Raw genomic sequence first — 13,413 nt, 5'->3', positions numbered from 1 at the left:
AAAAGGTCATTTTAATTTGCGACTGATCATTTATCAAGCAACACTTTTTTAACAGATCCTACAGATTGATTCTCCGTGGTCGCTTAGATGTCTTCTGGAAAAAGGGTTTGGTAGGCATTCATGTCGGTATGTTTACCATCAAGTCGTGGATGCAGACGCTTTTTAAGATCTTGACTGGTTTCATGGTCGTTCACCCGCTCTCCAAGTACATCTAATAATGCACCTTCTAAGCATTGTGATGACCAAAGTATTATCTTGTAGCCATTCTGATGTGCTTTTTTCATTTCAGCATTAGTGGGAGGAAGATCCGAGTCTAGAACAAGGTAACGTTTGTCGTAATCAACAGCTTTAAAACTACGAATGGCATTTTGAATAATATTTCCTGCTGAACCGCCATCCCCCGCTTCCACTTTGGCAGTTCGACCACAAGATCTCGGACAAAAGAATCGCTTCATGTGGTCTATAAAAGCTTTATCATCGGCACCTTCGCCTACAACCAGAAGCGATGTGCTGACTGTTTTTCTAATCTGTTTACGTTTGGCCATTATGTCATTCCTTTGCTAGCCATCTTTTAATTGCAGAGTTTACAGTTCTGGTACTGCGCCAAGTGCTCCAGCCATATATTTGGCATAGAGATTATCATCAGCTCGTACACCAACCACCTCATCTAAACGCCATGCATCTGAGATTTGTTGCTGTTTTTCACAAAGATAAATCTGGTGTTTTTGCAAGCGGTTAAGGACTTCTGGCGTGTGACACGTGAAGATGAGTTGAGCTTGATGGGGATTAGTATGTTCAAAGCGAAACCATTCTATGATTTTAGGAATCAAGTATGGATGTAGGTCATTATCGATTTCATCAATCACAGCGCAACCGCCGTTTTCAAGCACGGTCAACAGGCGCTCTAACATTACAAAGGCCGATTGCGTACCACTCGATTCTTCCAAAAACGGTAAGGAAAACGCTTTTCCATCAGCAGATTGATGTATGCCAATAGGCATATAAAGTTGTTCAGATGAGCCATCTTTGTCCGTCGCTTTAAACGCTTTAATCTCCACGTTAGACAACCCTAAATCAAACATTCCCATTACTTCGATCATGCGAGCTTTTAGCCTTGGTGACTTTTCATACGATTCTGCGGCATGAAACAAGGCTTCAGATCGGAAATGTCTACGCCCCATATAAGCCACATTGCTTGCAACACTTTTAAAAAAATCAATAAATGGGCGAGCTTCTAAAATATCGTAACTATAGGCCGCAGACAAAAGAGAGGCATTATCACGAAGTGTTTCCGCCTTATTTGCAGGGAAAGGAAATCCCTTTTCTTTAAAAGAAAACGTCTCACCCTTTTTTTCTCGCTTAAATAGGTAACTGAACTGACTGCTTGTTTTTACATACAAACCTTCGAATTGAATACGTTCATTATTAAGTACAAGTCGATACCGATAAGTCTGATTGTCTAATAAGAAATCGACTTCAACCATGGTGTCTTCCTCAAGGTGAAGACGGTGAGGTTGAAAAGGAACATCACTATCAGGATCACCTTTTAAAAAGGACGAACTGGCAAACCAGCTTAAAAAGACCAGTGGTTTTATAAATTGCGTCTTACCGGATCCATTTGCCCCAACTACAGCAAGCACTTTGTTTAAACGAATGTCAGGCAAGTTGACATCAAACCCAGATGGGATTGGCTTTTTCCCCACAGCAAAGTTAATCGATGCTTCTTGGGCAAAGCTATAAAAATTGCTAAACCGCATTGAAATAATCATAAAAAACCATTTCCAACAAATTTACGTTGATTTTAAGACTATATAAAAAATGCTGCGAAATAGATACCTATCATTAAGAGAATCATAAATACCTCAACCACACTTGACTGTCATTCTGATCAAAGGTAAAAATAGAGCTATGAAAAACGTATCCCTTACTCAGCAACGAATTATTATCATCATTCCTAGGAGTGGTGGGTTCGTTGTTGAGTAAATAAAGCAAACCCGCCCAAGAGGCGGGTTTCTTTTTTCTGCTTCTTGGGTTTTAACAGGAAGCCGATATGAGTACTCAAGACTCCCCTTCGCATTTAGCCCCTGAGGCTGACAATCCCTCTACATCCGAGCGTTTTTCGTTCGTGGATGCTGAACATGCTGTGCTGACATTTTGGCAGGACAAACAGATTTTTAAGCGCTCTCTTGCCGCTTCGAAGCATAAGCCTGACTATGTGTTTTACGATGGGCCACCGTTTGCAACGGGGTTGCCCCATCATGGTCATCTGGTGGCATCAACCATCAAAGACATCATCCCGCGTTACTTTACGATGAAAGGATTCCATGTAGAGCGCCGTTTTGGTTGGGATTGTCATGGTTTGCCCATCGAGCATGAAATCGATAAATCCCTTGGTATGTCCGCCAAAGAAGCAGTTGAATCGCTGGGTATCGCCCGTTACAACGCGGAATGCCGTGGCATTGTTCAGCGTTATGCCAGCGAGTGGGAAAAGACCATCACGCGCCTTGGCCGCTGGGTAGATTTTGACAACGATTATCGCACCATGGAGCCTTGGTACATGGAGTCCGTTTGGTGGGTCTTTAAACAACTGTGGGACAAAGGACTCGTCTACCAAGGGGACAAGGTTATCGCCTATTCCACTGAGCTGGAAACCGTATTATCTAACTTTGAAGCCAGTTCTAACTACAAGGAAGTTCAAGACCCTGCGGTCACTGTATTGTTTAAACTCGTAGAGGAAGACGCCTATTTTGCCGCTTGGACAACCACACCTTGGACACTGCCTTCAAATCTTGCCCTGTGCGTTGGCCCAGACATTCCTTATGTCAAAGTACATGATGCCACTATCAACAAAACCCTTTGGCTCGCCGAGGCGCAACTGGAATCTATGTGCAAAGGCCGTGATGTAGAGGTGCTTGATAAAGTTTTGGGAGCAGACTTGAGTGGTAAACACTACGAGCCGCTTTTCCCCTATTTTAGCCACTTGAATGAGTCCGGTGCTTTCCAAGTATTTGCCGATGATTTTGTCTCGACTGGCAGTGGTACAGGCATTGTTCACATGGCACCTGCCTTTGGTGAAGACGATAACCGCGTCTGCAAAGCCAATGGTCTACATGCCTCTGTTTGCCCTTTGGACAGTCGTGGCCGCTTCACCCATGAAGTGACTGACTACAAGAGCTTGTATGTGAAAGATGCAGATAAAGCTATCATGCAAACATTAAAAGCGCGTGATCTTTTGTACCGTCAGGAAACCATCACCCATAGTTATCCTTTTTGTCCTCGCTCCGATACGCCCATCATCTACCGTTCTGTGCCCTCTTGGTACATCAAGGTAGAGCAAATGCGTGCAGAGCTACAAGCCAACAACGAACAGATCAATTGGGTACCAGAGCATATCCAACAAGGCCGCATGGGAAAATGGTTAGAAGGGGCAATCGATTGGTCGGTATCGCGTAACCGCTATTGGGGTACTCCGCTGCCAATCTGGGTAAACGATACAACAGGAAAGCATTTGTGTCTTGGCTCTATAGAAGAGTTAAAAAACTACACTGGCGTAACCGTCGACGATTTGCATCGTGATCATGTTGATGAACTGACTTTCTCACTTCCAGAGGAACCAGGCACCTATCGACGCATTGCGGAAGTATTCGACTGCTGGTTTGAGTCCGGTGCCATGCCTTATGCACAAGTGCACTATCCCTTTGAAAATAAAGAGCAATTTGAACGTAACTTCCCAGCTGCGTTTATCGCAGAAGGGGTGGATCAAACACGGGGCTGGTTTTATACCTTACAAGTTCTCAGCCAATGTTTGTTCGGGCGACCAGCGTTTAAAAACGTTATCGTCAATGGCATCGTGATGGCGGAAGATGGCAAGAAAATGTCCAAGCGTTTCAAAAACTACACGCCCCCAGACACTCTGATGGAACACTACGGGGCGGATGCTTTGCGTCTATATTTGATTAACTCAGGCTTGGTAAAGGCGGAAGAGCAGCGTTTTTCTGATGCGGGCGTACAAGATATGGTGCGTCAGGTCTTGTTGCCTTGGCTCAATGGTTTTCGCTTCTTCTCGACCTACGCCGAGATCGATCAATGGCAAGACTCAGGATCGGACAAATCCTCTGATAACATCTTGGACCAGTGGATATTGTCTCGCCTGCAAACCTTAACAACCAAGGTCAATCAGGAGATGCAAGCCTACCATCTCTACAACGTGGTGCCTGCGCTATTTGAGTTTATCGAAGATCTCACTAATGGCTATATCCGTTTGAATCGAGCCCGCTTTTGGCAAAAAGAAATGAATGAAGACAAACAACAGGCTTATCACACTTTGTACTCTTGTTTGGATACATTTGGTACTTTAATGGCACCTTTTACGCCCTTCCTTGCGGAACATCTATACCAAGAGCTGCTGCCTTTTTCAGCTAACGATAGGCCAGAGTCTGTGCATTTATGCGACTACCCCACAGCAAATGCGGCGTTAAAAGACGAAGACTTAGAAGCCAGTGTCGCTCGTGTTCAGCACATCTTGGTAATGGGCCGCCAACTGCGTAACGATTTGAAAATTAAACTAAAAACCCCGCTCAAATCGCTGACCGTATTGCATAAAGAGGCTCAGGTACTAAACGACATCGCCCGTTTAACCAATTACGTTCAAACCGAGCTGAACATCAAATACGTACTCTTTAGCCAACAGGAAAATGACTACATCGACTTCTACGCTAAAGCGAATTTCCCGGTTTTAGGCAAACGCCTTGGCAAGCAGATGAAACACTATGCAGCACGTATTGCGCAACTCAATGAGCAAGAGCTGGAGCACCTAGAAACCCACGGGCAAATCGAGGTGGATGGGCAAGTATTTAACCAAGAAGAGATTAACGTCTATCGTCAAGCCAAAGCGGGTACGCACACCACGTCCAACCGTTTTGTGTCGATCAGCATCGACCCAGAACTGACAGAAGAATTAGTGGCAGAAGGCGCCATGCGAGAGATTGTCAGCCACATTCAGAAAATGCGTAAGCAACAGGGCTACAAGGTGTTGGATCGCATCGACATTAGTATCGAAGCGAGTGACGTACTGACTCATTGGTGCCAGCATCACCTTGATTACATCAAGACAGAAACCTTGGCAGATAAACTGCGCTTTACGAGTTTATCTGAGTCTATTGGCCCCTTAGTGACCGATCTGGGCATGGTCAAAGTCATTGTTGGGCTAAGTAATAAATAGTAAATATAAGTCAGCCTTCATTTCTCTAAATGACGGAGATTCGTAGTTGTGTAATCTATGATCACACATGCAATGACTGGAGACCCTCGCAACAAGGTCTCCAGTCTAGCAAGAGATAACTAGCTTATTGTTTGCCTATCCTTGCACGCATAATAGGGCCAATAATTACTGGAATGATGAGTCCAGCAACAGCAATACACCAAAGTCCAATTGACAGACTGCTTCCCCATAGCATTGCCCAGTTGCCATCGTGTATTTGCATCACATGTCGTAGGTTCTTTTCCATTTCCGGTCCCAATAGCATGCCTAAAATTATTGGCACAAGTGGGATTTCTGCTTTGCGGAAGATATAGCCGACAACACCAAACGCAATCATGAAGCAAAGATCAAACACTGATCGGCTGATGGCATAGACTCCAACAAAAGCCACCATGGTGACAATGGGTAGCAAATAGCGCGGAGGTATTGATAACAAACGAACAAAGATGCCCACAAGAGGTATGTTTAGAAGCAAGAGCAAAATATTACCCAGCAATAGAGCCGCGATAACCCCCCAGACGATGTCTGCATTTTGAGTAAACATCAGTGGACCGGGAGTAATATTGAACGATACCAACATGGCCAGAAGAACTGCTGTAGTTGCACTGCCAGGTATCCCTAAGGTAAGCATTGGCACTAGGGCCCCAGCAGCAGCGCCGTTATTACCTGCCTCTGGGGCTGCAATACCACGTGGGTCTCCTTCACCGAAAAAACCTTTGGAGCCCACTATGCGTTTCTCTAAGGTATAGCTGACAAAACTTCCCAAAGATGCACCTGCGCCTGGTAGAACACCTGCGATAAAACCAAGCACACCACCTCGTAAAGACGTTGGCAGTATTTGACGGATGCTTGCAAAGTTCAGACGTAGCGGGTTCATTTTAATCTCACCGCGCGGGGCTGCGCCTTTGTTGGCTTCAATGAAGAGCAATAACTCTGAAATCGCAAACAGACCCACGATGGCGACAATAAAATCTACCCCTTCAAAAAGTTCCAGCACATTAAAGGTATAGCGTTGAGTCCCCGTCGAAAGGTCAATACCCATCGTTGCTATGGCTAAACCAATTCCAGCAGCCAGCACTGATTTTACTGGGTTTTTACCCGTGACGCCGCCCAGAGTAGCGAATGCCAACACAAATAGTGCGAAATATTCTGCAGCTCCAAAGCTGAGGGCAAATCTTGCAAGAATAGGAGCAAGGAAGATTAAACCAATCGTCGCTACTAAACTGCCAATAAATGAGGCTAAAGCTGAAAGTGCCAAGGCTTCGGCAGCCTTGCCCTGACGTGCCATCGGATAACCATCCAAGCAAGTCATCATCGCCGGTTCATCACCGGGGATATTAAGCAGAATTGATGAAATCCTACCTCCATACATGGCCCCAGAATATACCGATGTAAGCATTATCAATGCCGTTTCCGGCGGCAGACCAAGTGTGAATGCTAAAGGGATCATTATAGCAACGCCATTTGCTGGACCTAACCCCGGCAAGGCACCTATTAACGTACCAACAAAGCAGCCAATTAAAGCATAAAGGAAGTTTTCAAGGCTTAAAGCCGTATTAAAACCATCCATCAATAAGCCTATAGTTTCCATTCTACCTCCCAAGGACCAATGGGCAATGGTAACGCCAGCCCGAAGTGAAATAAGATAAACACTAGCGTGCTGCCGACAATACCAGTTAGTCCTGCGTACAAAGGCTTAACGCCCATACGCCAACACAATATGGCAACCATACAAGATGTCGATAAAACAAAGCCCAGAGGCTCCATCATGAATACATAAAGTATCAATACTACAAGGACAATACATAATTCCGGCAATGCCTTGAATCTTATACCTTCCTCCAGAGAATCTGGCTTGACCAGCATGTATAAACTAGAGACTCCGATGATGAGGGCTAGTATTTTAGGAAAGGTTGCGGGTCCAACACTTTCAGGCACGGCAAAAGCGACTTGAAAATTGAATGCTCCCCAACCGTATGCTACGGCTAGAATCAGCAATAAAAGACCCAGAATACGGTCCAAATTTATCATTTGATAATTCCAATTTCTTTAGAAATATTAGCTAAGGATTCAACTTGCTTATTCACGAATTGATCAAACTCTTCACCAAACAGACTGAATGGCTCCAGACCATTTTGAACCATAGTTCGTTTCCATTCGTCTGTTTGACTGGCAGCCTTCAGATTGCTGACCCACCACTGGTATTCCTCTTCAGACACCTCTTTAGGCATATAGAAACCGCGCCAATTACTCGCTTCTACATCTAAGCCTAGTTCGAAAGAGGTCGGAATATTGTCCAGCGGGGGGCTAAGATGGCTATGCCCAAGTACAGCAAGTGGTCTGAGGTCTCCAGACTCAATGAACCCTTTAGAAGAAGAGGCAACACCAACCAAAACATCTATATGGCCGCCAACCACCTGGGTAACCGCTGTGCCACCATTGTTATAAGATAGGTATTTAATGCGCTTCAGATCGGAAACGCCTGCAGAATGTGCGGTCATCAGAATTTTCAAATGATCCCAACCACCGATTGCACTGGCACCGGCGAATGTTACTGAGCTTGGGTCCTCCTTTAGCTTCTTGATAAGGGTTGCTAGGGAATCAATTTCGGACTCTCTATTTACAGCAATAATACCTGGATCAGTTCCAATAGCACCAACCCAGCGAACCATGCCAGAATTCATCCCCGGAAACTGATTTTGTGCTAGGCGAGCAGTTGTTGCAGTACTGGCTGCAGCGAGCACTTTAGAATCATTTCTACGTTTAGTGATCATGTGCGCAAAACCGACCCCACCTCCTGCACCGGGCATGTTAAGTGTCTGTACCGTGATTTCTCCATTACTGAAATTGTTCAGCAATCGGCCAATGCTTCGGCAAGTAAAATCCCAACCGCCACCTGGACCTGCAGGTGCAATGCAATCAACTTTTCCAGTAATCAAAGGCTCAGCTGCGATTCCCAATGTGCTGGTTAACCCAATGATAAGTGAGGCTGTAGCAACGGCCAGTTTTGTTTTTATTTTCATTATATTGATCCTTGCTGTTGTTTAAGTAACAGCTGTTATTATTTTTTAGCGCTTGGATTTATTATCTTTTAGCGCTTGGATTTATTATCTTTTAGTGTTTCAAGATAAAACTTAAACAGTGCCGCGCAACGGTAGAAACCGTGTCCAAATTTGCTGTATGGCATGGTAAGAAAAAAAGCCATCACAAAACCTAGATGCAAGGCCAGCATGAGTGGCATCAAGGTGGATTCTCTGAAGCCAAGCAAAAGCAGCCCAGTCAGACTGATCATAAATAGAAGTACGATAAAGGCTCGATCCATAGGACGCTGAGCTTGATCTCCATGCTCTGGATGTCGTTTATAGTTGAGGTAAAGCAACCCTGCAGGCCCCACCAATAAACCTAAACCACCAATAATTCCCAACATAACAGGTAGACTAAAGATGGGATAAGGAGCTTCCCATCCCATAAAATAGTGGTACAAAGTTGCCACTGAAGTTGCAGATAGACAGAGCATGAATCCATAAAAGGTTAAATGATGAAAGCGTCGACGGGCTAAGGTGTAGGCGTCGTCCTCGTTATTGCACCCTTGACCATGTCCACCATCTAGGTATTTAAGTGTTAGGGCAGCCTCTCCTACTTGCATAAGTACTGGCGCATGCTCTTGTTGCAGTTTTTCTCTTGGTGCGACTTGGCGCCAGAAGCGAACTACCCCAAGTACTAGTGCTAGAATAGAAAAAATAAAAACGGAGCCAAACATAGTAACTAGAGTGTTATGAGGGAAAATTTGATAAAAGTCCCCCCCTTCAATTTTACTAAACAGGCTTCCTTGTATGAGCAAGGTCAAAACCAAAAAAAGACCTAGACCCAACGCACTGGACAAAGCTAGTGTCAATCCGTTGCGCTGATACAGGCCTCCTAGTTTTTGCGGCCATGCATAGTCGGTATAGGTTTTCAAACGTACTTTGGCCATGGATTTAGGGATATTGACCTCAAATTCATGTGGAGCAGCATATTGGCAAGCATGCAGACACGCTCCGCAGTTATGGCATAAATTGGCCAGATAATGTATATCTGCTTTACCAAATTCCAAGCGCTGTGTCATAGCAGGGAAAACGGCACAGAAGCCTTCACAATAACGGCAGGCATTACAGATCTGCATCTGTCGATTGACTTCTTCTTCATCAATATTCAAGACTGGAATCAAATTGCTTTCAGCGTTCATGATAAATTCACTTATTCTCTAGCGGTCATATATTCAGATAGCCTACGCAGGTGATCTGCCTAGGCTGGATAAGGCTGCATTCCGCCCTGCGATGCGGCCAAACGCTGTACCAATAGACATACCAACACCAGCGGTATAGCCCATACCCAGTACATTACCTGCCATCATTTCACCTGCTACAAACAGGTTTTTGCTGGGCTGGTCGGCAAAGTGTACGGCTGCAGTCTTATCGGTTTTGAGGCCCAAGTAGGTAAATGTCACCCCAGGTCTCAATGCGTAGCCATAAAACGGCGGCGTGTCGATGGGGCGCGCCCAGTGTGTTTTTGCAGGGATAATGCCTTCGGTAACACAATCATCCAGCTCAGTGTGGTTGAAGGAGCCAGGACGACAGGCTTTGTTGTACTCTTGAATAGTACGTACGAAGGTTTCTCTGGGTAGGCCCAGTTGGTCAGCTAGCTGCTCGAATGAGTCGGCTTTGTTACCTGGAAACACTGGGGGCATGAAGTTGCCAACTGCTTTGCTGTCTATAATGGAGTAACCTATCTGGCCAGGCTGTTGCGCCACTAGTCGCCCCCATATCGCATAACGCTTGGGCCAAAAATCTTCGCCCTCATCGTAGAATCGCTTGCCTTCATTATTAACCACAACACCAAGGGATACACAGTCGATACGGGTACAGATCCCTCCATCATAAAGGGGCGCACGAGCGTCTATAGCAACCATATGTGCTTGGGTCGGGTCGCCAATACTGTCAGCTCCTAGGCTGAGCATGCGCTTTAGCAGGGTTCCCTTATTAAAACGAGTACCGCGAATCAGAAAATTGTCAGACGGATATTCTCCACGCTCATTCATCCCCCAGGCTTCACGCAACCAATCTCGATTGGACTCAAAACCACCAGAGGCCAGCACGCAACTTTTTGCTTCTATACGCTCAGCTGCTAAGCGAGTTCCGTTAACTTCTCGCTCAGGTACAAGCGCAGCAACAAAGCGTCCATCTCGAATTTCCAGATCTTCAACTGGAACATCGTATCGGATTTGAACACCCAGCTGCTCAGCGCTTCGATAATAGGCATTAACCAAAGCTTTCCCCCCTCCCATGAAAAAAGCATTGGTACGTGCGACATGCAAAGCACCAGAAAGAGGCGGTTGAAAATGGACACCGTGCTGACGCATCCAGTCACGACAGCTAGACGATTCTCGAATGACCAAGCGGGCCAACTCTTCGTTGGTCTTTCCTCCAGTTACCTTTAGCAAGTCCTGCCAGTATTCTTCTTCCGGATAAGCATCAACAAGCACATCTTGGGGAGCATCGTGCATACACCTGAGGTTACGGGTGTGCTGTGAGTTACCACCACGCCACTCGCGTGGCGACGCTTCAAGCAGTAGAACACTAGCTCCAGCCTCACACGCCATAAGGGCTGCGCATAGAGCGGCATTACCACCGCCAATTATCAAAACATCGATCATAAGCTCTCCTGTTGCATGAGAAGCTACATAGCTTTTCAGTATCAAGAGAAATACTATTACGCGAGTCAGATCATCGACAGGGGGCTTTTCTAGGGAGGTGTTTAGAAAAATTAAACACTACATTTAAACGCTACATTCAGGTTATCCGATCCAGTTTGATCCAGACCACGCACCGCTATTTACCAAGTCTTTAGCCACTTTAACTATCATAACGCGAGTAGCCAGCGCACTTGGTGAAAGGTCATCATCTGGTAGACTGACCAGATAGTTTCGGCGAATTAATTGGTCATCTTCAATTCGACGTATGCAAAGTCCACTCTCACCGAAACGAGCTGCAGCCGCTCCGGGTTGAATGGTTGCCCCAAAACCTTGGTGGACGGTGTCCATAAGAAGAGTAAGCCCATCGATTTCCATGATTATATTCGGATGAATATTATGTCTCTCAAAGGCAGCCATTAAGTTGTTACGCAATCCATGTAGCCGACTAGGCATGATCAGGTTTACATTGGCCAAATCCTTAATATAAAGCGAGGAAGAGCCTGCGGGTGCTTCCAAATCTGTTGGAGATGATATTAAGAAAAGCTCTTCATCAAGCAAAACCCTTGTACTCCAGCGATGCACCGTCTCTTTATGAAACAAAATCGATAAATCTAGCTGTCGTGCATTCAGCATATTTTCTAAATGGCCAGATAGCATTTCCACAATATGAAGATGGATATGGGGGTAGCGTTCTCTCATGGCTCGAATAAGCGGTAAAGCCAAAACAGTAGCAGTAGTAGGAGGCATACCAATACTGACATATCCACTAGTACGCTCTTTTTGAGCAGCAATAACTGCTTGATCTGCTTGCCGTATAGCCAATTGAGCATGATGCATAAATGCAACACCTGCACTCGTAGGAAGTGCTCCCGTTGAAGTACGGTTAAGCAAGCGAGTCGATAGTTCGTTTTCCAATTTCGTTATTTGTTGACTTAGCGCAGAAGCTCCGACATCTAACTCAAGTGCAGCCTTGCCTAAGCTGCCACATTCTACTACTTTTAGAAAATACTTAAGTTGCCGAAGCTCCATAGCTTTTTCACCTCTATTTTTCTTTTTATAAATTTTGAATTTTTGATCATTTCTTTTGCTCCTCTATAAGAGCTGATTTTATGCTTTTTAACTCCAGCTAGAGTTTACTTAGACATAACTATATTTCTGTTCTCCCGAAATAACGTCCACAACCATATCAATTACCATATTTAAAAAATAATAGTTTTATAAAAACCGTATTAAAATAATCATAAAAACATATTTGCAACAAATTAACGTTGATTTATAGACTATAAAAATGCGTATTGATTAAATTTGAATTTCCAGTTTGACCCAAAACAAGGTGATAGAAAGTCGCACTTTTTAGCGATAAGATACGCAAGTTATTAACAATGAAACCTATAGGGAACACTGTGAACCATACTCTACGCTCGATAACGCTTGTACTGGCTTGTGTCGCTAGTTTATCTGCTAACGCAGACCCAAAAACACCTGGCACTAATAAAGGCTATTCCACCATTGATATGACCACTGCGGGCATGCCAACGGATGTGAAGATGATTTCTGTTGCGGATATTCAGAAAGAGCTGCAAGGCAAGGCGCCTTTTGCGGTTGGTTTTGATATCGATGATACGACCTTGTTTAGCACGCCGGTTTTTTATCGTGGCCAGCAAGAGTTCTCGCCAAATGGTTATTCTTACCTAACGAATCAAGACTTTTGGGATAAAGCAAACTGTGGCTGGGACGCATTCAGCATGCCAAAGAATATTGCCAAAGAGTTGATTGCGATGCACCAAGAACGTGGTGATAGCATTTATTTCATCACAGGTCGTACCGGTTCTGATTGTAATTTCACTACTGAGTATTTGAAAAAGACGTTTGATATCAAAGATATGCACGATGTTATTTTTGCGGGATCGAGCCGTACTGAATACACGAAAACTAAGTACATTAAAGACAATGACATCAAAGTTTATTACGGTGATGCGGATGGCGACATTATTTCAGCACGCGACGCGGGCGCAGAGGGAATTCGTGTGATGCGCGCGGCAAACTCTAGCTACACGCCGATTCCAAAAAATGGTATCTATGGCGAACGAGTGTTAAAAGACTCTCAATACTGATCTTCCTATCGATTAGTATCAGAAAACAAAAAGCCGAAAATATGATTTTCGGCTTTTTGTTTTTCTATGTCCCGTCCTGAAATAGGTTTACACCTAGGAGACCTATTATGGGGACACCAAGTAATACCAAACGCAAGCGTACTCAACGCGACTACACAATGGGCTTTAAATTACAGATAGTGATGGCCGTTGAAAAAGGCGACATGACTTATAAGCAAGCTCAAAAGATCTATGGAATCCAAGGCCGATCAACGGTGCTGACTTGGCTTCGAAAACACGGCAAAATGGATTGGTCTACCAAAGTGAGG

At 44.8% G+C, this 13,413-nt stretch carries 11 protein-coding genes; 3 read left to right on the top strand and 8 right to left on the bottom strand.

What is annotated here, in order from left to right; genetic code table 11:
* Window positions 1-83 precede the first annotated feature (83 nt).
* Window positions 84-545 carry an RloB domain-containing protein gene (locus B6N13_RS09425; RefSeq protein WP_169459194.1) on the bottom strand — a complete coding sequence of 154 codons (462 nt, stop codon included), beginning with the start codon at window positions 543-545 and terminating at the stop codon, window positions 84-86.
* A 39-nt stretch (window positions 546-584) separates the two neighbouring features.
* Window positions 585-1,769 carry an ATP-binding protein gene (locus tag B6N13_RS09420; protein WP_169459193.1) on the bottom strand — a complete coding sequence of 395 codons (1,185 nt, stop codon included), beginning with the start codon at window positions 1,767-1,769 and terminating at the stop codon, window positions 585-587.
* Window positions 1,770-2,050: 281 nt separating this feature from the next.
* Between B6N13_RS09420 and ileS the strand changes: the two genes are divergently transcribed.
* Window positions 2,051-5,221, top strand: coding sequence for an isoleucine--tRNA ligase (ileS, locus tag B6N13_RS09415; protein ID WP_169459192.1), 3,171 nt, complete (start codon window positions 2,051-2,053; stop codon window positions 5,219-5,221).
* A 124-nt stretch (window positions 5,222-5,345) separates the two neighbouring features.
* Here ileS and B6N13_RS09410 read toward each other — a convergent pair whose 3' ends face one another.
* The 6 genes from B6N13_RS09410 to B6N13_RS09385 all read right to left on the bottom strand — a co-directional run bounded on the left by B6N13_RS09410 (window position 5,346) and on the right by B6N13_RS09385 (window position 12,020).
* Window positions 5,346-6,851: a tripartite tricarboxylate transporter permease gene (locus B6N13_RS09410; protein ID WP_012071518.1), complete on the bottom strand. Its 1,506-nt coding sequence runs from the start codon at window positions 6,849-6,851 to the stop codon at window positions 5,346-5,348.
* Complete coding sequence (locus B6N13_RS09405) at window positions 6,839-7,291, bottom strand: tripartite tricarboxylate transporter TctB family protein (protein ID WP_012071519.1); 453 nt, start codon at window positions 7,289-7,291, stop codon at window positions 6,839-6,841. The genes B6N13_RS09410 and B6N13_RS09405 overlap by 13 nt, the downstream gene beginning before the upstream one ends.
* Window positions 7,288-8,283: a tripartite tricarboxylate transporter substrate-binding protein gene (locus tag B6N13_RS09400; protein WP_012071520.1), complete on the bottom strand. Its 996-nt coding sequence runs from the start codon at window positions 8,281-8,283 to the stop codon at window positions 7,288-7,290. Before B6N13_RS09400 ends, B6N13_RS09405 begins: the two co-directional genes overlap by 4 nt.
* A 68-nt stretch (window positions 8,284-8,351) precedes the next feature.
* The gene (gene tcuB / locus B6N13_RS09395) at window positions 8,352-9,485 is read right to left on the bottom strand and encodes a tricarballylate utilization 4Fe-4S protein TcuB (protein ID WP_169459191.1); all 1,134 of its coding nucleotides are present in this window, start codon (window positions 9,483-9,485) and stop codon (window positions 8,352-8,354) included.
* Window positions 9,486-9,527: 42 nt separating this feature from the next.
* Window positions 9,528-10,952 carry an FAD-dependent tricarballylate dehydrogenase TcuA gene (gene tcuA, locus B6N13_RS09390; RefSeq protein WP_169459190.1) on the bottom strand — a complete coding sequence of 475 codons (1,425 nt, stop codon included), beginning with the start codon at window positions 10,950-10,952 and terminating at the stop codon, window positions 9,528-9,530.
* 141 nt (window positions 10,953-11,093) lie between these two features.
* Complete coding sequence (locus B6N13_RS09385; RefSeq protein WP_012071523.1) at window positions 11,094-12,020, bottom strand: LysR substrate-binding domain-containing protein; 927 nt, start codon at window positions 12,018-12,020, stop codon at window positions 11,094-11,096.
* Window positions 12,021-12,394: 374 nt separating this feature from the next.
* Between B6N13_RS09385 and aphA the strand changes: the two genes are divergently transcribed.
* Both aphA and B6N13_RS09375 read left to right on the top strand, forming a co-directional pair.
* Window positions 12,395-13,105 carry an acid phosphatase AphA gene (gene aphA, locus B6N13_RS09380; protein WP_169459189.1) on the top strand — a complete coding sequence of 237 codons (711 nt, stop codon included), beginning with the start codon at window positions 12,395-12,397 and terminating at the stop codon, window positions 13,103-13,105.
* Window positions 13,106-13,212: 107 nt separating this feature from the next.
* Window positions 13,213-13,413 (top strand): helix-turn-helix domain-containing protein (locus B6N13_RS09375; RefSeq protein WP_169459188.1); only part of this gene is annotated, 201 nt, incomplete at its 3' end.

It is taken from the genome of Marinomonas sp. UCMA 3892, assembly GCF_012726345.1.
Classification (GTDB): Bacteria; Pseudomonadota; Gammaproteobacteria; order Pseudomonadales; family Marinomonadaceae; genus Marinomonas.
The sequence above is the reverse complement of the archived record's forward strand: the minus strand, read 5'-3'. Positions and strand labels throughout refer to the sequence as shown.